Annotated in this window: 19 protein-coding genes and 1 pseudogene; 12 read left to right on the top strand and 8 right to left on the bottom strand. The window is 64.9% G+C overall.

Annotation, left to right across the window (positions count from 1 at the left end; translation table 11 throughout):
* Positions 1–168 precede the first annotated feature (168 nt).
* Complete coding sequence (gene zapE, locus AC0L3P_RS32600) at positions 169–1353, bottom strand: cell division protein ZapE (protein ID WP_473308345.1); 1185 nt, start codon at positions 1351–1353, stop codon at positions 169–171.
* A gap of 138 nt (positions 1354–1491) precedes the next feature.
* Between zapE and AC0L3P_RS32605 the strand changes: the two are divergent.
* Positions 1492–1745 (top strand): annotated as a pseudogene (locus AC0L3P_RS32605) (type II toxin-antitoxin system VapB family antitoxin).
* A gap of 67 nt (positions 1746–1812) precedes the next feature.
* Here AC0L3P_RS32605 and thpR read toward each other — a convergent pair.
* Complete coding sequence (gene thpR / locus AC0L3P_RS32610; RefSeq protein WP_007598862.1) at positions 1813–2349, bottom strand: RNA 2',3'-cyclic phosphodiesterase; 537 nt, start codon at positions 2347–2349, stop codon at positions 1813–1815.
* A 173-nt stretch (positions 2350–2522) separates the two neighbouring features.
* Complete coding sequence (locus tag AC0L3P_RS32615) at positions 2523–3158, bottom strand: arylesterase (protein ID WP_473308347.1); 636 nt, start codon at positions 3156–3158, stop codon at positions 2523–2525.
* A 55-nt stretch (positions 3159–3213) separates the two neighbouring features.
* Here AC0L3P_RS32615 and AC0L3P_RS32620 point away from each other — a divergent pair, with 55 nt between their 5' ends.
* The 4 genes from AC0L3P_RS32620 to AC0L3P_RS32635 all read left to right on the top strand — a co-directional run bounded on the left by AC0L3P_RS32620 (position 3214) and on the right by AC0L3P_RS32635 (position 8320).
* Entirely contained in the window at positions 3214–3936 is a 723-nt protein-coding gene (locus AC0L3P_RS32620) for an ABC transporter ATP-binding protein (protein ID WP_473308349.1), read from the top strand.
* Positions 3933–6503 carry an ABC transporter permease gene (locus tag AC0L3P_RS32625; protein WP_473308351.1) on the top strand — a complete coding sequence of 857 codons (2571 nt, stop codon included), beginning with the start codon at positions 3933–3935 and terminating at the stop codon, positions 6501–6503. The genes AC0L3P_RS32620 and AC0L3P_RS32625 overlap by 4 nt, the downstream gene beginning before the upstream one ends.
* A 270-nt stretch (positions 6504–6773) precedes the next feature.
* Positions 6774–7565 (top strand): Bax inhibitor-1/YccA family protein, encoded by a 792-nt coding sequence (locus tag AC0L3P_RS32630; RefSeq protein WP_007604312.1) that lies wholly within the window; start codon positions 6774–6776, stop codon positions 7563–7565.
* A gap of 224 nt (positions 7566–7789) precedes the next feature.
* On the top strand, positions 7790–8320 hold the full coding sequence (locus AC0L3P_RS32635; protein ID WP_354209660.1) for a GNAT family N-acetyltransferase: 531 nt from the start codon (positions 7790–7792) through the stop codon (positions 8318–8320).
* 116 nt (positions 8321–8436) lie between these two features.
* On the opposite strand, the gene AC0L3P_RS32640 is transcribed toward AC0L3P_RS32635, so the two are convergent.
* The 3 genes from AC0L3P_RS32640 to acnA form a co-directional block, all read right to left on the bottom strand.
* A complete protein-coding gene (locus tag AC0L3P_RS32640) occupies positions 8437–8805 on the bottom strand; it encodes a DUF2794 domain-containing protein (RefSeq protein ID WP_007598853.1) in 369 nt (122 codons plus the stop codon).
* A gap of 531 nt (positions 8806–9336) precedes the next feature.
* Positions 9337–10113 (bottom strand): DUF1223 domain-containing protein, encoded by a 777-nt coding sequence (locus AC0L3P_RS32645; RefSeq protein WP_354209661.1) that lies wholly within the window; start codon positions 10111–10113, stop codon positions 9337–9339.
* A 233-nt stretch (positions 10114–10346) separates the two neighbouring features.
* Positions 10347–13067: an aconitate hydratase AcnA gene (acnA, locus tag AC0L3P_RS32650; RefSeq protein WP_473308357.1), complete on the bottom strand. Its 2721-nt coding sequence runs from the start codon at positions 13065–13067 to the stop codon at positions 10347–10349.
* Positions 13068–13310: 243 nt separating this feature from the next.
* Between acnA and ccmA the strand changes: the two genes are divergently transcribed.
* From ccmA to AC0L3P_RS32675, 5 genes are all read left to right on the top strand, one after another.
* Positions 13311–13913 carry a heme ABC exporter ATP-binding protein CcmA gene (gene ccmA, locus AC0L3P_RS32655; RefSeq protein ID WP_473308361.1) on the top strand — a complete coding sequence of 201 codons (603 nt, stop codon included), beginning with the start codon at positions 13311–13313 and terminating at the stop codon, positions 13911–13913.
* Between the two features lie 232 nt (positions 13914–14145).
* Positions 14146–14814: a heme exporter protein CcmB gene (ccmB, locus tag AC0L3P_RS32660; protein ID WP_106945554.1), complete on the top strand. Its 669-nt coding sequence runs from the start codon at positions 14146–14148 to the stop codon at positions 14812–14814.
* A gap of 91 nt (positions 14815–14905) precedes the next feature.
* Positions 14906–15694, top strand: a complete 789-nt coding sequence (locus tag AC0L3P_RS32665; RefSeq protein WP_473308364.1) for a heme ABC transporter permease — start codon at positions 14906–14908, stop codon at positions 15692–15694.
* Complete coding sequence (gene ccmD, locus AC0L3P_RS32670) at positions 15691–15876, top strand: heme exporter protein CcmD (RefSeq protein WP_354209665.1); 186 nt, start codon at positions 15691–15693, stop codon at positions 15874–15876. The genes AC0L3P_RS32665 and ccmD overlap by 4 nt, the downstream gene beginning before the upstream one ends.
* Positions 15873–16457, top strand: coding sequence for a DsbE family thiol:disulfide interchange protein (locus AC0L3P_RS32675; RefSeq protein ID WP_354064691.1), 585 nt, complete (start codon positions 15873–15875; stop codon positions 16455–16457). Before ccmD ends, AC0L3P_RS32675 begins: the two co-directional genes overlap by 4 nt.
* A 96-nt stretch (positions 16458–16553) precedes the next feature.
* Here AC0L3P_RS32675 and AC0L3P_RS32680 read toward each other — a convergent pair whose 3' ends face one another.
* The gene (locus AC0L3P_RS32680; protein WP_007598838.1) at positions 16554–17156 is read right to left on the bottom strand and encodes a septation protein A; all 603 of its coding nucleotides are present in this window, start codon (positions 17154–17156) and stop codon (positions 16554–16556) included.
* Between the two features lie 3 nt (positions 17157–17159).
* Positions 17160–18107 (bottom strand): signal recognition particle-docking protein FtsY, encoded by a 948-nt coding sequence (gene ftsY / locus AC0L3P_RS32685; RefSeq protein ID WP_247284929.1) that lies wholly within the window; start codon positions 18105–18107, stop codon positions 17160–17162.
* 60 nt (positions 18108–18167) lie between these two features.
* Here ftsY and AC0L3P_RS32690 point away from each other — a divergent pair, with 60 nt between their 5' ends.
* Together AC0L3P_RS32690 and AC0L3P_RS32695 are read left to right on the top strand one after the other, a co-directional pair.
* A complete protein-coding gene (locus AC0L3P_RS32690; RefSeq protein WP_275174219.1) occupies positions 18168–18869 on the top strand; it encodes an RluA family pseudouridine synthase in 702 nt (233 codons plus the stop codon).
* 116 nt (positions 18870–18985) lie between these two features.
* On the top strand, positions 18986–20095 hold the full coding sequence (locus AC0L3P_RS32695) for a DUF2336 domain-containing protein (RefSeq protein ID WP_473308370.1): 1110 nt from the start codon (positions 18986–18988) through the stop codon (positions 20093–20095).
* The last annotated feature ends 97 nt before the right edge of the window (positions 20096–20192 follow it).

Here is a 20192-nt window from a genome sequence, read left to right on the forward strand (position 1 = left end):
AATTTGGCGGCCCCCCCCCAAAACCCCCCAAAAACCCCCCCCCCCCCCCCCCCCCCCCCCCCCGCCCGCCGGGCCCCCCCCCCCCCCCCCGAGCCCGGAATCCAGATCGGGAGTATGGATTCCGGGCTCGTCGCTTCGCGACGCCCCGGAATGACGGCCGCATAGGACTTAAGTCTCCACCAGCCCCTTGGTCGAGCCGCTGGCGGTGGAATCCTTGCGGCCGTGGGGCAGCGCCAGATAGGATTCCGAGCTCATTTCGATCAGGCGCGAGGCGGTGCGCTTGAACTCGTTGGCCTCGTTGCCTTCGTTGGCAAGATAGAGCGAGATCGGGTTGGCATCGGCCGAGGCCATCAGCTTCACGGCATTGTCATAGAGCGTGTCGATCAGCGTGATGAAACGCTTGGCGGCGTTGCGCTGAGAGATGTCCATCACTGGAATATGGTCGACCAGGATGGTGTGATAGTCGTGCGCCAGCCTGAGATAGTCGGATGCCCCGAGCGGCTTCTCGCAGAGATCGGCGAACGCGAAGCGCGCCACGCCGTGGGCCGAGCACGGCACGTGCAGGATGCGGCCCTTGATCGAAATATCGCGCGACTTGCATTTGGCGCTGCCTGACATCCTCGACCAGGCGCGGTCGAGCGCGGCGTCCGCCTCGGTGTCTGCGGGCGTCAGCCACATTGGCACGCCCTGAAGTTTTTCCAGCCGGAAGTCGGTGCGCGCGTCGAGCCGCAGCACGTCCATGTGGTCGGTGATCTGCCTGATGAAGGGCAGGAACAGCGAACGGTTCAGACCGCCCTTGTAGAGGTCGTCCGGCGCAACATTGGAGGTCGCGACCACCACGGTGCCGAGCTCCAGCAGCTTTGCGAACAGGCGGCCGAGGATCATCGCGTCCGCGATGTCGGTGACGTGGAATTCGTCGAAACAGAGCAGCCAACTCTCCTCGAAGATCGCATGCGCGGTCAGCGCGATGACGTCGCCGTCGGCGATCTCGCCGCGCGCGATGCCCTGGCGATAATCGTAGATGCGCTCGTGCACCTCGGCCATGAATTCGTGGAAATGCGCGCGCCGCTTGTGCTCGACGGTCGAGTGCTGGAAGAACAGATCCATCAGCATGGTCTTGCCGCGGCCGACCTCGCCATGGACGTAGAGCCCGTGCGGCGCCTCGTCCTTGTCGCTGCTGAACAGGCGGCTGAGCAGGCCCTGCTTGCGCGCCGGCTTGTAATCGGCGAGCCGCTGGTCGAGCGCCGCATAGGCGTCGGCGATTTCAGCCTGGGCAGCGTCGGGCTCGATCGCGCCGGACGCGATCTGGGCCTGATAGGCCTCGCGGAATGAGGAACTGGGGGTCGAGAGCATGCTCTTTACCGCCAGAGATGAGCGGAAATTGCAACTCCGTATTGGCGCAAAGGCTTATGCGCGCACCCGCATCCACGTGGTTGGAGGCGAATAATTGAGATATCACAGGGCTAAAGCGGCTACTTTGAGGTTCCAGGCATGGCCCTTAACATCGAGGACCCCGAGGTCGAACGTCTCGCGAGGCGTCTGGCGCAACTCACTGGCGAGACGGTTGCTCTTGCTACGACGCGAGCTATCGAAGAGCGCCTCAGGCGCATCGACAATCAGTACCGCAAAACTGCTCTTTTGAGGATATGGCCGCAATCCGTCGACGCTGGAGCGAGCTGCCTGTGGTAGCCGACCGGATGCCCGACGAAATAGTTGGATACGACGAACACGGACTGCCATTCTGACCGCAATCGACGCTAGGCGCCTACGCGCCATATGGGTCGGCGCCGCTTCATCTTCTGCGAGCCAAGCTCACTCACACAGCTCGTACGCGTCCTCGACCACATACGGGCCGCCGCCGGTGGAGGCGCGGGACGAGAACAGCACGAAACGTTCGGCCGTGAACGCCTTGCTGGGAAAATAGCCGCGCAGCGACAGATAATCGGCGACGTCACGGTCGGTGGCGTCGTGGAGCCGGGCCAGCGTGACATGCGGGATGAACTTGCGACCCTCAGGATCGAGGCCGATCCGCTGCATCAGGCGCTCGAGCTCGGCTTGCAATTCCATCAGCGGCTTGCTCGGCACGATGGTGGCGACCACCGCGCGCGGCTTGCGTCCGCCGAAACTCTGCAAGCCCTGCACCTTCACCTCGAACGGCTTGCGGTCGACGCGAAACAGCATCGAGGCGATCTCGTTGGCGGACATGCCGTCGATATTGCCGATAAAGCGCAGTGTGACGTGGTAATTTTCGGGATCGATCCAGCGGGCGCCGGGAAGGCCGCCCCGCAAATTGGAAAGCGACTGGCCAATCTCGGCCGGAATTTCCAGACCAGTGAACAAACGCGGCATCGTTTCGCACTCCCGATGCTTGGGCATGATCCAGGGAAAGATCATATCCAAATTTTAGAGCCGGCGACGAATCACCGGTACCTCAATTCCTATCGCAGTTGTGTGACTCTGCGAAGCATCGCGCGCCTTACTCCCGTAAAACCCTGGGCATTACGGTTAGCGTTGCCCGCTTTTCAACGCCGTTGCTCAGCTATGGTGCCAAGGAATGCCTCAACCGTGGGCAAGATATTCCTGACGATGATGTCGACACCGGGCGCGGTCGGATGAATGCCGTCGGCCTGGTTGAGCTTGGCATCGGCTGCGACACTGTCGAGAAAAAACGGATAGAGCGGCACGCCGTATTTTTTCGCCAGATCCGGATAAATCGAATTGAAGCGCGCGGCATAGTCCGCGCCGTAGTTCGGCGGCGCCAGCATGCCGCACAGCATCACCGCGATCTTGCGCGCCTTGAGACGCTGGACGATCTCGGTGAGCGCAGCGCGCGTCAAATCGGGATCGATGCCGCGCAGCGCATCGTTGGCGCCGAGCTCGATGATCACACCGTCGGTTCCGTCAGGGACCGACCAGTCGAGCCGGTCACGGCCCCCCGAGGAGGTGTCGCCGGACACCCCGGCATTGGTCATGCCGACCTCTATCCCTTTGTCTTGTAAAGATTTTTGAAGTTTTGCGGGGAACGCCTCCTGGGTCGGGAGGCCGAGGCCTGCGCTCAGGGAATCGCCGAGAACCACCAGCTTGATCGGTTTCGCCGCCTCAGCCCATGCCGGATTTGCGACCGTCATCAAAGCGAACATCAACACGGCTATGTGCATGAACAATCCGTAACGCCTCTCGACCGCGCGTGCGGAGTTGCCATATGACCGGACCATGGACACTCGCATCTCTTCCTCTTCGCTCGCCGACAGTTCGGCGGACACCATCGCCATCTCCAACGTCAATCTGTCATTGGGTACGGGCGCGGCACGCGTTCACATTCTCAAGGATATCAGCTTGCGCGTCGGCCGGAGCGAAACGATCGGCCTGATCGGCCCGTCAGGCTCGGGCAAATCCACGCTGCTGATGGTGATGGCGGGGCTGGAGCGTCCTGATAGCGGAGAGGTGGTGGTCAGCGGCACGCCTTTCAATGCCCTCGACGAGGACGCGCTGGCCCGCTTCCGCGGCCGCCAGGTCGGCATCGTCTTCCAGTCCTTCCATTTGATCCCGACCATGACCGCGCTGGAGAACGTCGCGGTGCCGCTCGAGCTTGCAGGCAATCCCGACGCCGCCAGGCGCGCGGCGCAGGAGCTGCAATCGGTCGGCCTTGGCGACCGTCTGCATCATTATCCGACGCAGCTCTCCGGCGGCGAGCAGCAGCGCGTCGCGTTGGCCCGCGCGCTGGCACCCGATCCCGCGATCCTCGTTGCCGACGAGCCGACCGGCAATCTCGACGAAGCCACCGGACAACAGATCGTCGACCTCCTGTTCAGCAAGCATGCCGAGCGCGGCATGACGCTGGTGCTGGTCACGCACGATTCCTCGCTCGCGCATCGCTGCGATCGCGTGATCCGCCTGCGCTCCGGGCGCATCGACACGCAGTCGGCGCCGGCATGAGCATAGCTGCCGAACCGTTTGCGAAGCCCAACGGCGTCGCGCTGTCGCTGCGTTACGCGCTGCGCGAATTGCGCGGCGGCCTGCGCGGCTTCTACGTCTTCATTGCCTGCATCGCGCTCGGCGTGATGGCGATCGCCGGTGTCGGCTCGGTCTCGGCCAGCCTGAGCGACGGCCTCGCCCGCGAGGGCCGTACCCTGCTCGGCGGCGACGTGTCGTTCGTCTTGTTTCAGCGCGAAGCGAAGCCGGAGGAAGTCGCCTTCCTGCGTTCGCGCGGCACCGTCTCGAGCGCCGCCACTCTGCGCGGAATGGCGCGCTCGGCCGAGGGCAAGCTGGCGCTGGTCGAGATGAAGGCGGTCGACGGCACCTATCCGATGCTGGGCCAGTTGACGCTGGCGCCACCGCTGCCGATGTCCGACCTGCTCGCGGAGCGCGACGGCGCGTTCGGCGCAGCCGCCGATCCGACGCTGCTGACGCGGCTGTCGCTCAAGACCGGCGATCGCGTCACCGTCGGGGCTGCGACGTTCCAGATCCGCAGCGCCGTCGAAGCCGAGCCCGACAAGCTCGCCGGCGGCATCGGCTTCGGCCCGCGCTTCCTGATCAGCGAGGCGGGCCTGCGCGCCACAGGGCTGGTCCAGCCTGGCAGCCTGGTGCGCTGGGTCTACCGTGTGAAGCTGCCGGAGATCGCCAATAGCGAGCGCGCCACCGACGCCTTCATTGCGGATTCGCGCAACGCCGCGCCGCAGGCCGGCTGGGAGGTCCGCAGCCGCTCCAATGCCTCGCCGCAGCTCGAGCGCAACATCAACCGCTTCACGCAGTTCCTGACGCTGGTCGGCCTCGCCGCGCTGCTGGTCGGCGGTGTCGGCGTCGCCAATGCCGTCAAGGCCCATATCGACCACAAGCTCGAGGTGATCGCGGCCTTCAAGGCGGTCGGCGCCACCGGGCGCGACGTGTTCGGCATCTATCTCGCCCAGGTTCTCCTGCTCGCCGCGATTGGGTCGCTGATCGGGCTCGCGCTCGGCGCCGCCATGCCCTTCGCGATCGTCGGCCTGTTCGGCAAGCTGCTGCCGCTGCCGGTGGTGCCGGCGGTGCATGCCGACGAGCTTGCGCTGTCGTTCGTCTACGGGCTGCTCACCGCGCTTGCCTTCGGCCTGTGGCCGCTCGGGCGGGTGCACGACGTGCCGGTGGCCGCGCTGTTCCGCGACACCATCAGCTCCGAATGGCACCGGCCGCGCTGGAGCTATCTCGTCTTCATGGCCGTCGTGATCGCGCTGCTCATCGCGGTCGTGATTGGGCTCTCCTTCGACAAGCGCATCGCCGCGGTGTTCGTGGCCTCCTCCGTGGTCGTGTTCGCGCTGCTGCGCGGCATTGCCGCCCTGCTGATGACGATCGCACGGCGGCTGCCGCGCACGCGGTGGCCGATGCTGCGACTTGCGATTGCCAACATTCACCGGCCGGGCGCGCTGACGCCCTCGGTCGTGCTCTCGCTCGGGCTCGGACTCGCCGTGCTCGTCACCATCACCCAGATCGACGGCAATCTGCGCCGGCAGTTCCTGGCGGCGCTGCCCGAGCACGCGCCATCGTTCTTCTTCATCGACATTCCGAGCACGCAGGCCGAGCAGTTCGACTCCTATCTGCGCCAGCTCGCCCCTGGCGCGAAGGTCGATGACGTACCGATGCTGCGCGGGCGGATCGTCGGAGCCCGTGGCGTCCGCGCCGAGGAGCTCAAGCCCAGCACCGATTCCGAGTGGGTGCTGCAGAGCGACCGTGGCCTGACCTATACCGCCGATCTGCCGAAGGGCTCCAAGGTGGTCGAGGGCGAGTGGTGGAGCGCCGATTATTCCGGCCCGCCGCTGGTTTCGATGGAGAAGAAGATCGCGGACGGACTCGGCCTCAAGCTCGGCGACGAGGTCGTGGTCAATATCCTCGGCCGCGACATCCCCGCCAAGATCAGCAATCTGCGCACCATCGACTGGCAGGGCCTCGGCATCAATTTCGTCCTGGTGTTCTCGCCGAACGCCTTCAAGGGCGCCCCGCACACCCACATCGCGACGCTGACGGAAGCCGGAGGCGATGCGGCCGGCGACGGCAAGATCATCAAGGAGGTCGCTGACGCCTATCCGATGGTGACGAGCGTGCGCGTGCGCGAGGTGATGGAGACGGTCGGCTCGGTCGTGACCAACCTTGCGCTGGCGATCCGCGGCGCCAGCGCGGTGACCCTGATCTCGGCGATCCTGGTGTTGGGCGGCGCGCTCGCCGCCGGCCATCGGCACAGGGTCTACGATGCGGTGATCCTCAAGACCCTGGGCGCGACCCGGCTACGGCTGCTCGGCGCCTATGCGCTCGAATACCTCCTGATCGGGCTCGCCACCGCGGTGTTCGGCGTTTTCGCCGGCAGCGTCGCGGCCTGGATGATCGTGACCCGGCTGATGACCCTCACTTTCGTCTGGCAGGGGGGCAGCGCAGCCGGCGTGGTCGCGGCTGCTTTGGTCGTCACGGTCGGGCTCGGGCTCGCCGGCACGCTCCTGGCGTTGAACAAAAAGCCCGCCACGGTGTTGCGGAATTTGTGACAAATGGTAGCGGGCGGCTGCGCGGGAGCGAAATCGCACGATTCCAGCGATTAACCACGTCTGCTCGCCAGGATTGCGGGCGAGGGCGACATTCAGCCGCGCGTGGAAGGTTGCAGCGGATGTGTTAGTTTCCCACATATCGAGTGGGTTCGGAGTCCCGATTGTTAGCCAAAATTTAGTCGGCAGACGTCGGTATCCGAGATAGAATTTGACGAACCGGCGGCATGGCGACCCTCATGCCGGACCGGACCAACCAACGGGAATTCGACCATGTCGGACCTAGACCGCAATTACGCTTCTCCTTTCGGCAGGGCCGCCGGGCGTGTTGACGCCGCGACGGTCGATGCCGGCCTGCGCGCTTACATGCTGCGCATCTACAACTACATGAGCATCGGCCTGGCCATCACCGGCCTTGCCGCGCTCGGCGTCTACATGGCCGCCGTGACTGACGTTCCGACCCCGGAAGCCGTCCGCGTCGGCAAGCTGTTCCTGACGCCGTTCGGCTACGCGATGTTCGTCAGCCCCCTGAAGTGGCTGTTCATGCTCGCGCCGCTCGCCATGGTGTTCGTGATCTCGGCAGGCATCAACCGTCTCGCTCCCTCGACCGCCCAGATCCTGTTCTGGGTGTTCGCGGCGCTGATGGGCATCTCGCTGTCCTCGATCTTCCTGGTGTTCACACACACCTCGATCGTGCGGGTGTTCTTCATCACCGCGGCGACCTTCGGCGCGCTCAGCCTCTACGGTTACACCACCAAGCGTGACATGAGCGGAATGGGTTCGTTCCTGTTCATGGGCCTGATCGGCATCGTCATCGCCAGCCTGGTGAACCTGTTCCTGGCGAGCTCGGTGCTGCAGTTCGTGGTGTCGGTGGTCGGCGTGCTGGTGTTCGCGGGCCTCACCGCCTGGGATACCCAGCGGCTGAAGAACGACTACATCTACGGCTACGCCTCGGCCGGGGGTGACATCGCAGAGCGTGCGGCCATCACCGGCGCGCTGTCGCTGTACCTGAACTTCATCAACCTGTTCACGCTGCTCCTGCAGCTCCTCGGCCAGCGCGACTAAGCGCCAGCCCAGAGCGAACGACACCAGCCCCGGCCGAAAGGCCGGGGTTTTTGTTTGGCCGTGATGTTCCCTCAACCACCGTCATTGCGAGGAGCTCTTGCGACGAAGCAATCCAGAGTCCCTCCACGGACGCATTTCTGGATTGCTTCGCTTCGCTCGCAATGACGACGTGGGAAGGCCGTTCGCCTCTTCCAGCCGTCCCGGGAAGGCTCTAATCTTGGCCCATGTCCGCACCCGATATCAGGCCTACTCTTGAGGCCGACCTTCCCGCCATCACCGCCATCTACCAGCAGGCTGTCCGCGAGGGCACCGCGACGTTCGAGCTGGAGCCGCCCGACCTCGCCGAGATGACGCGCCGCTACCGCACGCTGATCGACGGCGGCTATCCCTATTTCGTCGCCATCCTCGACGGGCGCGTCGCCGGATACGCCTATGCCGGCGCCTACCGGCCGCGGCCGGCCTACCGCTTCACGGTCGAGAACTCGATCTATCTCGATCCAGCATTCCACCGCCGCGGCATCGGGGCGCTCCTGCTGGAGCGGCTGATCGTCGAATGCGAGGCGCGCGGCTTCCGCCAGATGATCGCCGTGATCGGCGATTCCGCCAATGCGGGTTCGGTCGGCGTGCACACCAGGGCCGGCTTCAAGATGATCGGCACGCATCCCAGCGTCGGGCTGAAATTCGGCCGCTGGCTCGACACGGTGATGATGCAGCGGGATCTTGGTGAGGGCGCCAAGAGCGTGCCGGAGAAGTAATCGTCGCCGTCATTCCGGGGCGATGCGCAGCATCGAACCCGGAATCCAGAAGTTGTCAGCGGCTCGAGATTCCGGGTTCGCGACTTCGTCGCGCCCCGGAATGACGACCAAGGTCGTCACACCACCGCCAGCTTGCGATCGATCACCAGGAGCACGCGCTCGAGCTCGTGGCCACGGCGCAGGATCAGACCCGTCGCCGAGATCACGCTGTACATGCCCTGCTTGCGCGCGAGGCGCGGATCCTTCTCGATACGATAGATCGGCACTTCCGAGGCGCGGCGAAAGACCGAGAACACGGCGCGATCCCTGAGGAAGTCGATGGCGTAGTCGCGCCACTCGCCGTCCGCGACCATCCGGCCGTAGAGATTGAGAATACGGTGCAGCTCGAGCCGGTTGAACGTCACGCGGCTCAGCTGCGCATTTGAAGCGGCGGGGCGCGCCGCCGCGCGCTGTTCGCTCGGATCGGCATCCTCCGACAGACTCATAGGCCGCCTCCTGTCGCATCAGCATGACCGCGTCCGCGAAGACCGTCCCCGGAACCGCGGATCATGACAGTTGCATGATCGCGCCAACTGTTCCCCACTGCAAGGCCCCTCGAATCAGAAGCAATCCGCCCACACGCAGCGGTAAAACTCTCTCGCGGCAAACCGTCACGGGATCGTTAGCAGGAATCATAGTGTCGCCGCTTTTCCGCCAAGCGACTGCCGCCCTGCATTGCGAAAAGAAGGATGTGCGTTGACCCGGTCCTTTCGGTTCCGGATTCCTCAGCCCCCAGCCCCCCGGGGCCGTCAGGATCGGGTCTGTTCGCATACAAGGAGGGCCAACGCGAGTTGGTCCTTTTTTGTTGGGTCGGGATGTTTCTCACTCGCTGTCATTCCGGGGCGCGCCTCTTGGCGCGAGCCCGGAATCCATTTCTCAGCTCGGATGGTGGATCGATGGATTCCGGGTTCGCGCTTCGCGCGCCCCGGAATGACGAGAGACAAGTTGTCTTGAGATGATCTTGAGCGCGCTGCGAATCAGTGCAGCGACGTGTACGCCGCGCCCAGCATCGGCCCCGGCTTTTCCCGGCTGCCGTCCTGGACATAGACCACGGCACCGTCGACGCCGTCGCGCGTGAGGTTCTCGATCGGGACCGTCCAGCTTTCCGGACGGCCGGTCCAGTCGCCGACCTTGAGCAGGTTGCGCACCACGTTGTGATAGATGACCTGCTGTCCGCGATTTTCGCCGCGGCTGATCGCGATCGGCACAGACTTCGCAATCGAGCAGATCCAGACCTCGCCGTGGGACGCCGTGGGCTCCTTGCTCGCGGCCACCGAGACGTTGATCTGCTTGCCCGCGAGCGACATCGTCACCGGCACGCTCATCACGCCCGTGCCCTTGTCGTTCCTGCCGATGGCGCTTTCGATGCCGGTGCGGTCGCTTCCGACGACATGCGTGGAGCCGTTGACCACGACCTGCGGCGTGTAGACTTCGCGGTCGCCGCGCATGCGCGAATAGGCACGCTGCCGTGCAGAGAAGCGCGAATCGGCCAATGTGTCCTTCCAGCCGAGATAGTCCCAATAATCGATCGGCATGCTCAGCGCGATGATCGAGGGATCGCGGGAGAGATCGCCGATGATCTTGTCGGCCGGCGGGCAGGAGGAGCAGCCCTGCGAGGTAAACAATTCGACAACGGCGCGGGGATCAGCCTCGGCAGGACGAATGACGGCGACGATCGCACAGAGACCAAGAGCTCCCGACCAGAGGGCGCCGGACCAGCGTGAAACCAGATGAGAAGCCGTCATTGTTGTCATGTCGAACGCCGCACACCATTGCTCGTGAGAGGGAAATCTTACCGCCGGATGGTCACCGTAGTCTTACGGGCCTCGCACATTCGTCCGCCAAAACACCGTCCAAAGCGTGAGCTTCTCCGCAGGGCGGGGCCCATCTGAAGCCTACCGCGAACGCACGAAGGCGGCCTGTGATAGGCCGCCTTCGTGTAACCTACTACTCACTTCGCAGTGAGCCACCGTTCACAAATCCGCGCTTACGCCGCGAGCTTGCGCAGCACGTAGTGCAGGATGCCGCCGTTGCGGTAATATTCGAGCTCGTCCAGCGTATCGATGCGGCAGAGCAGCGAAACCCGCTGCAGCGAACCGTCGCCGGAGACGATCTCCGCGGTCAGCTTCTGGCGCGGCTTGAGGTCGCCGACGAGGCCGCGCAGCGTGACCTTCTCGTCGCCCTTCAAACCGAGCGACGACCAGGAGGTGCCGTCCTCGAAGGTCAGCGGCAGCACGCCCATGCCAACCAGGTTGGAGCGGTGGATGCGCTCGAAGCTCTGGCAGATCACGGCGCGCACGCCGAGCAGACGCGTGCCCTTCGCGGCCCAGTCGCGCGAGGAGCCGTTGCCGTATTCGGCGCCGGCGAACACCACCAGCGGCACCTGCTCCTGCTGGTACTTCATCGCGGCGTCGTAGATCGACATCTGCTCGCCGTCGGGCCAGTGCTTGGTGAGGCCGCCTTCCGGAATATTGCCGTCGGCGCCCTTCAACATGAAGTTCTTGATGCGGATATTGGCGAAGGTGCCGCGCATCATGACTTCATGGTTGCCGCGCCGCGTGCCGTACTGGTTGAAGTCGGCCGGACGCACCTGGTGCTCGCTGAGATATTTGCCCGCGGGCGAGGTGAGCTTGATCGAACCGGCCGGCGAGATGTGGTCGGTCGTGATCTTGTCGCCGAACATGGCGAGAATACGTGCCTCGACGATGTCGGTGACCGGCTCCGGCTCCTTCTTCATGCCTTCGAAATAGGGCGGGTTCTGCACATAGGTCGAGCTCATGTTCCAGCGATAGGTCTCGCTTTCGACCGTCTTGATCTTGCGCCAGTTGGTGTCGCCCTTGAACACGTCGGCATATTTCTTCTTGAAGATCGCCGCGGTCACGAACTTCTTCATGAAGGCGTTGATCTCCTTGGTCGTCGGCCAGATGTCCTTCAGGTAGACCGGCTTGCCGTCCTTGCCTTCACCGAGCGGCTCGACGGCGAGATTCTTGGTGACGCTGCCCGCCAGTGCGTGGGCGACCACGAGCGGCGGCGAGGCCAGATAGTTCGCCTGCACGTCCGGCGAGACGCGGCCTTCGAAGTTGCGGTTACCGGAGAGCACGGCAGCCGCGACGATGCCGTTGTCGTTGATCGACTTCGAGATCTCCTCGGGCAGCGGACCGGAATTACCGATGCAGGTGGTGCAGCCGAAGCCGACCAGGTTGAAGCCGACCTTGTCGAGATCGGCCTGCAGGCCGGAATCGGCGAGATAGGCCGCCACCACCTGGCTGCCCGGAGCGAGCGAGGTCTTCACCCACGGCTTTGCCTTGAGGCCTTTCGCGGCGGCGTTGCGCGCCAGCAGGCCGGCACCGATCAGCACGCTCGGGTTCGAGGTGTTGGTGCAGGAGGTGATCGCGGCGATCACGACGTCGCCATGGCCGATGTCGAACTTCTTGCCTTCGACGGCAAAGCGCTTCGCCGGCTCCTCGGCCTTCTTGTATTCGCTGGCGAGGGCGAGCGAGAAGCCCTCGGCCACGGACGGCAGCGCAATCCGGCCCTCGGGGCGCTTCGGGCCGGCCATCGACGGCACGACATCACCGAGGTCGAGCGTCAGCGTCTCCGTGAAAACCGGATCAGCCGATTTGGCGGTGCGGAACAGCCCTTGCGCTTTCGCATAGGCCTGCACCAGCGCGACGCGCGCCGAGGCGCGGCCGGAGGTCTTGAGATAATCGAGTGCGGCGGCATCGACCGGGAAGAAGCCGCAGGTCGCGCCATATTCGGGCGCCATGTTGGCGATGGTCGCCTTGTCGGCGACCGAGAGATGGTCGAGGCCGGGGCCGAAGAATTCGACGAACTTGCCGACGACGCCGAGCTTGCGCAGCATCTGCGTGACCGTAAGCACGAGGTCGGTCGCGGTGACGCCTTCCTTCATCGCGCCCTTCAGCTTGAAGCCGACGACGTTGGGCAGCAGCATCGACAGCGGCTGGCCGAGCATGCAGGCTTCCGCCTCGATGCCGCCGACGCCCCAGCCGAGCACGGCGAGACCGTTGACCATGGTGGTGTGGGAATCGGTGCCGACCAGCGAGTCGGGATAGGCGACCTCGAAGGTGCCGGTCTTCTTGCCGACCGTCATCTTCTCCTTCTTGGTCCAGACCGTCTGGGAGAGATATTCGAGATTGACCTGGTGGCAGATGCCGGTGCCCGGCGGCACGACGGAGAAGTTCGAGAACGCCTTCTGGCCCCATTTCAGGAACTCGTAGCGCTCCTGGTTCTGCTTGTATTCCTCGGTGACGTTCTTGCCGAAGGCCTTGTTGTCACCGAAGAAGTTCACGATCACGGAGTGGTCGATGACGAGATCGACCGGCACCAGCGGATTGATCTTCTCGGCATCGCCGCCGAGCTTCTGCATCGCATTGCGCATCGCGGCGAGATCGACCACGGCGGGCACGCCGGTGAAGTCCTGCATCAGCACGCGCGCCGGGCGGAAGGCGATCTCATGCTCCAGCGACTTCTTGCGCAGCCACTTCGACACCGCGACGATGTCTTCCTTCTTGACCGAGCGGCCGTCCTCGTTGCGGAGCAGGTTCTCGAGCAAAACCTTCATCGAGTAGGGGAGTTTCGAAATTCCCTTCAGACCATTCTTCTCGGCCGTGGGCAGGCTGTAATAGACATAGGTCTTGGCGCCGACCTTGAGGGTCTTTTTGCATTTGAAGCTGTCGAGCGAGGTCATGTAGGAAATCCCAATTGTTAGTTATACCCGGCAAGGGGTATTTTAACACCGTCAGCGGAGCAGGCTGGGCCGCTTGCAGGGGCAGGTTGAGTTGCTGCATCAAGTAGTTCCGGGCTTATAGAAGCTTTCTAACCGCGCCGCCACAGCCACAATCGCGCCGCGGCAATCCGCGAGCCAAGAATTCCCATGCGCTACCCCAAGTTTTCCTGAGGCCTGGCTTTGAGCGGATCGATACGAGGCAAGATGCAGCTTTCCGGACGCGGGGTCATTTGCGTGCGGGGCGGGCGCGAGGTGTTTTCCGGGCTCGATTTCGAGGCCGGCTCCGGCGAAGCCGTGGCGGTCGTCGGCCGCAACGGATCGGGCAAGACGTCGCTGCTGCGGTTGATCGCGGGCCTGCTCATTCCGGCGGGCGGCACGATCGCGCTGGACGGAGGTGACGCCGAGCTGACTTTGCCAGAGCAATGCCACTATCTCGGCCATCGCGACGCCCTGAAGCCGGCCCTGAGCGTGGCGGAGAATCTGACATTCTGGGCCGATTTTCTCGGCGGCGAGCGTTTTGAGGCCGGCGAGAGCCTCGCCACCGTCGGGCTCGACCATGCCGCCGATCTGCCCGCCGCCTTCCTGTCCGCCGGCCAGCGCCGCCGGCTCTCGCTGGCCCGGCTATTGACCGTGCGCCGCCCGGTCTGGCTGTTGGACGAGCCGACCAACGCGCTGGATGTCGCCGGACAGGACATGTTTTCCGGATTGATGCGCGAGCACTTGGCGCGCGGCGGCCTGATCGTCGCTGCCACGCACGCCCCGCTCGGGATCGCTTCGCGTGAGCTGCGGATCGGGGGGATGGTGTGATTCCGGTGGACCATCAGTTTTCCAAGCGGCCGGGTGCCGCTCTCGCACCCGGGATGCAGTCGTCGCCGCGGGCTCCCTCGCCTCTTCCGCTTGCGGGAGAGGTCGGCGCGCAGCGCCGGGTGAGGGTTCTCTCCTCTGGGGAAATCTTCGTTGTCGAGACACCCTCTCCCCAACCCTCCCCCGCAAGCGGGGGAGGGAGCGCACCGTGCCTGAGGCACAATGGGAGCCCCCCATGACCGCCCTGTCCGCCCTCATTCGCCGGGACATCCGGATCGCCCTCCGCGTCGGCGGCGGGGCGTTGATTGGCGTGCTGTTCTTCCTGACCGTGGTGGTGCTGATGCCGTTTGCGGTGGGGCCGGATCTGGCGCTGCTGTCGCGGCTCGGGCCGGCGATCCTGTGGCTGGGGGCGCTGCTGGCGAGCCTGCTGACCCTGGACCGGCTGTTCATGGCGGACCACGAGGACGGCTCGCTCGACCTGATCACAATGAGCCGGACCCCGCTGGAACTCGCCTGCGCGGCGAAAGCGCTGGCGCATTGGCTGGCGGCGGGCCTGCCGCTGATCGTCGCAACCCCAGTGCTCGGCCTCCTGCTCAACCTCGACATGGTCGCAACCGGCGCCGTGGCGCTGACGCTGCTCGCCGGCACCCCGGCGCTGACGTTTACCGGGATGATCGGTGCGGCGCTGGCGGTGACGCTGCATCGTGGCGGCCTGTTGATGGCGGTCCTGGTGCTGCCGCTGTCGATCCCGGTGCTGATTTTCGGCGTCGCGGCCTCGCAGGCGGCGATCGTCGGACCCATGACCTTCGGCGCGCCGTTCTCGATCCTCTGCGCGCTGTCGCTGGTCAGCCTCGTGATCGGTCCCTTCGCGGCTGCGGCGAGCCTGAAGCATGGGCTCGATTGAGATGGACCGGACTGACCTTGACCCCGATCAACTTTCGCTGCGGACTTTCGTGCTGATTGCGTGAGCGCTTACCTGTGATTATCAGGATACCATGACGCTGATCGACCTTGCCAACCCGACACGGTTCCTCGCGCTGACGGGGCGGCTCTTGCCGTGGCTTGCGGCTGCGACAATCATCCTGCTCACGATCGGGCTCTATCAGTCCGCCACCGCGCCCGACGACTATCAGCAGGGCGCGACGGTGAAGATCATGTTCATCCACGTACCCAATGCCTGGCTGTCGATGTTCGTGTGGGGCGTGATGAGCATCGCCTCGCTGGGCACGCTGGTGTGGCGGCATCCGCTGGCCGACGTCGCCGCCAAAGCCGCAGCGCCGATCGGCGCCGCGTTCACCTTCCTTGCGCTGCTGACGGGCTCGCTGTGGGGCCGGCCGATGTGGGGCACCTATTGGGAATGGGACGCGCGGCTGACCTCGGTGCTGATCCTGTTCCTGATGTATCTCGGCCTGATGGCACTGTGGCGCGCGGTCGACGAGCCCTCCCGCGCGGCGCGCGCCGCCGCCGTGCTGACCCTGGTCGGCGCGATCAACCTGCCCATCATCAAGTTCTCGGTCGATTGGTGGAACACGCTGCACCAGCCGGCCTCGGTGATGCGGATGGGCGGCTCGTCGCTCGACAAATCGTTCCTGATTCCGCTGCTGGTGATGGCGGTCGCGTTCACCCTGCTGTTCGTCACGCTGCATCTGGCTGCGATGCGCAACGAAATTTTGCGCCGGCGCGTGCGATCTCTGCAGATGATGCAGGCGAGCCGTGTGGCGTTTTCAGAAGTCGGTATCAGTTCGCGTGAAGACAGCACGTCAAAAGAAGTTGGGGCTGCATGATCATGTCGCTCGGCCCCTACGCGTCTTTCATCGTGACATCCTATGCCGCGGCCGCGCTCGTGGTCGTGATCCTGATCGGCTGGATCGTGCTCGATTATCGCAGCCAGACACAGCGCCTGCGCGAGCTCGAGCGCAGCGGCGTGACCCGCCGCTCCGGCCGTAGCGCCACGGACACACCATGAGCGATCAATCGACCTCAGCTCCGCCGCAGCGCCGCACCTTCCTGATGGTGCTGCCGCTGATCGCCTTCATCGGCCTGGCGCTGCTGTTCTGGTTCCGGCTCGGCAGCGGCGATCCCTCGCGGATTCCATCCGCGCTGATCGGACGCCCCGCGCCGCAAACCATGCTGCCGCCGCTCGAGGGATTGCAGGCCGACAACGCGCAGATCCCCGGTCTCGATCCCGCTGCGTTCAAGGGCAAGGTCAGCCTGGTCAATGTCTGGGCGTCCTGGTGCGTGCCATGCCACGACGAGGCGCCGCTCCTGACCGAATTGGCAAAAGACAAGCGCTTCCAGCTCGTCGGCATCAACTACAAGGATGCCGCCGACAATGCGCGGCGCTTCCTGGGGCGCTACGGCAACCCGTTCGGCCACGTCGGCGTCGATGCCAACGGCCGCGCCTCGATCGAATGGGGCGTCTATGGCGTGCCGGAGACTTTCGTCGTCGGTCGCGAAGGCACAATCGTCTACAAGCTGGTGGGACCGATCACGCCGGACAATCTGCGGACGGTGTTGTTGCCGCAGATGGAGAAGGCGTTGAAATAGCCACCGTCATTCCGGGGCGATGCGACAGCATCGAACCCGGAATCTCGAGATTCCGGGTTCACGTTTCGCGTGCCCCGGAATGACTCCAACCACTTCTTACCCCTTCCTCACATCGCCCGCCTCGGCCTCGCTCGCTTCCAGCGACGCCGGCTCAAGGTGATAGCGCTTGGTCAGCGGCATCTGGGCGATGGCGAAGATCATGGTGATCGGCGTGACGCCGAACACCTTGAAGTTCACCCAGAAGTCCGTGCTCTGGGTGCGCCAGACGATCTCGTTCAACACCGCCATGCCGGCGAAGAACAGCGCCCAGCGCAGCGTCAGGATGCGCCAGCCCTGCGGCGTCAAATTGAACATCTGGTCGAACATCACGGCGATGAAGGAGCGGCCGAACAACAGGCCGCCGCCGAGGATCGCGGCGAACAAAGCGTAGATGATGGTCGGCTTGAGCTTGATGAAGGTCTCGTCGTGCAGCACCAAGGTCAGCGTGCCGAACACCAGCACGATCACGCCTGTCACGATCGCCATGATCGGGATGTGCCGCGTCACCACATAGGAGGCGATCATCGCCGCGACGATCGCGACCATGAAGGCGCCGGTCGCGGCGAACAGGTTGAACTTGGCATTGACGAAGAAGAACACGAGCAGCGGCCCGAGCTCGGTCGCAAGCTTGAACAGCGGGTGCGGCTGGGTCTTGTCCATTCTTCAGCTTTCGATTCCGGCGATGGCGCGGGCGAAATCGCGCGCGGTGAACGGCGCGAGATCGTCGACGCCTTCGCCGACGCCGATGAAATGCACCGGCAGTTTGAATTTTTCCGCGAGCGCCACCAGGATGCCGCCACGAGCGGTGCCGTCGAGCTTTGTCATCACGAGGCCGGTGACCCCGGCGGTGCGATGGAACGCCTCGACCTGCGATAGCGCGTTCTGGCCGACGGTGGCGTCCAGCACGAGCAGCACCGCATGCGGCGCTGTCGCGTCCACCTTGCGGATGACGCGCACGACTTTTTCGAGCTCGTTCATCAACTCGGCCTTGTTCTGAAGCCGCCCGGCGGTGTCGATCAGGAGCACGTCGATGGCCTGCTCCTTCGCCGCCGTCAGCGCGTTGAAGGCGAGGCTCGCTGAATCCGAGCCTTGCGCACCTGATATGACGGGCGTCCTGGTGCGCTCGCCCCAGACCTTGAGCTGCTCGATCGCTGCTGCGCGAAACGTGTCGCCGGCCGCCAGCATCACCTTGCGGCCTTCGGACGCGAATTTTTGCGAGAGTTTCCCGATGGTGGTGGTCTTGCCGGAGCCGTTGACGCCGACCACGAGGATGACGAACGGCTTCTTGCCGGCGTCGATCTCGAGCGGTTTCGCCACCGCCGCCAGCACCTTCTCGACTTCGGTCGCGACGACGTCCTTGACCTCGTCCGCCGAGATCGCCTTGTCGTAGCGCCCGGTGCCGACGGCGTCCGCGATCCGCACCGCGACCGAGGTGCCGAGGTCGGCGCGCAGCAGCACGTCCTCGATGTCGTCGAGCATGGCGCGGTCGAGCTTGCGCTTGGTGACGAGGTCGGCGACCGCGGTCCCGAGCGAGGACGAGGTGCGCTTCAGCCCGTCGGACAGGCGGCGCCACCAGCTCAGCTTGGGGGTCTCGGGGGTGGTATCGTTCATGGTGGCGGTGTGTTAGCCGTTCCGGCTCCCAAACGAAAGTCTTGACCGAAAGTCCTGCAATTGCTCGATGTTCCCGAATTGACCGCCGACGAAATCCTGGCGCGCGTGCTCCATCGCGACGGATTGATGCTGGTCATCGACAAGCCGGCCGGGCTGCCGGTGCATCGCGGACCCAAGGGCGGCGCCAATCTGGAAACCTCCTTCGACGCACTCCGTTTCGGCCTGCCACGGCCACCGGTGCTGGCCCACCGGCTCGACAAGGACACCTCCGGTTGCCTCGTGCTCGGCCGCCATCGCAAGGCGACGGCATCACTCGGCCTGCTGTTCAAGCATGGCAAGATCGGCAAGACCTACTGGACCATCGTCGAGGGCGGCCCCACTGAGGACGAAGGCACCATCGACATGCCGCTCGGCCGGCTCAATGCCGAACGCGGCTGGTGGCAAAAGCCCGATCCCGAGGGCCAGAAGGCCATCACCAACTGGAAGGTGATGGGCCGGGGCCATGGCCTGACCTGGCTCGCCATGGAACCGGTGACCGGGCGAACCCATCAATTGCGGGTGCATTCGTCCGCGACCGGCTGGCCGATCTTCGGCGATAACATTTACGGCAACGGCCCGCGCTTCGGCGAGCCGAAGCTGCACCTGCATTCCCGCGAGATCGTGGTGCCGATCTCCCGGAACAAGGAGCCGGTCCGCGTGGTGGCGCCGGCCCCACCCCACATGCACGAGCGGCTCCGCGCCTGCGGGTGGAACGGAGAATAGTGACCGACCCTGCTCGGTCCTGGGGCATGGTTTACGAAACGTTCAGTGCTCGTCTCTAATGATAGCGGTTGCTTAGAACAAGCTTCCGTCAATCTGCTCAGGACGAGCTGCGCGTCATGTCCACGGCCGAATTATCGATCATCGACGAGGTCGAGTCCGCGCTTCGGACAGGCTCCGCGGAAAAGGGCCTGGCAACCGCCCGCCGCGTCACCGACCTGTTCCTGTCCTCCGCCGGCAGTTTCGACGACGAGCAGATCGCACTGTTCGACGACGTGCTCGATCGCCTGATCGGCACCATCGAGCTCCGGGCCATCGCCGACCTAGGCGCGCGCGTAGCGCTCGCCGAGATCAGCGCGCAGCTCGCGCCGATCGCGCAGGCGCCGCCCTCGGTCATCCGCCGCCTCGCCAACAATGACGAGATCCGCATCGCCGGTCCCGTGCTGCAGGAATCCGCGCGCCTCGACGACGGCGCGCTGGTGCAGATCGCCTCGAGCAAGGGCGAGCCGCATCTGCTCGCGGTCGCCGGACGCTGGTGGCTGAAAGAGATCGTCACCGATGCATTGCTGGCGCGACGTTATCCCAGCGTCAGCCGGCGGCTCGCTGCCAATCCCGGCGCGCGCGTGTCCGGAAACGGATTTGCCGTCATCGTGGGACAGGCCGAGGCCGACCCCGAGCTCGCCGTCAGCGTCGGCGTCCGCGTCGATCTGCCGTCAGACCTGCGCCGTCAATTGCTGCGCTCGGCGAGCGATGCCGTGCGGACCCATCTGTTGTCGCGCGCGCCGCCGCATCTGTTCGAGGAGATCCAGACCGCGATCGCCGCCGTCACCGTCGGTGTGGAGCGCGAGATGTCGGGCGTCCGCGATTTCGAAGGTGCCAAGCGCGCCGTCGCAGGCCTCAAGGCGACCGGCCAGCTCAGCGAGGCGACGTTGCTCGGCTTCGCCACGCAGCGGCGCTATGAAGAAGCGGTGGCCGCATTGGCCGCCTTGTCGGGATCGACCGTCGAAGTGATCCGCCCGCTGATGCAAAGCCTGCGCGAGGACGGCCTGCTGGTGCCGTGCAAGGCGGCGCAGCTCAGCTGGGAAACCACCGCTGCCGTGCTTCAGAGCCGCTTTGCGAGCGGCGCGATGAAGCCGGTCGATATCGCAAGGGCTCAAAGCCATTACGCGCGCATGACCCCGGAGAATGCGCGGCGGACGCTGCGGTTCTGGCAGGTGCGGGCGTTGTAGGCGCTTGCTGCGCACCACATTCCAATGTCGTCCCGGCGAAGGCCGGGACCCATACCGCGTGATCTATCGATTGCGGGTCGTGGAGTACCGAGCCACT

The organism is Bradyrhizobium sp. WSM4874 (assembly GCF_055811835.1).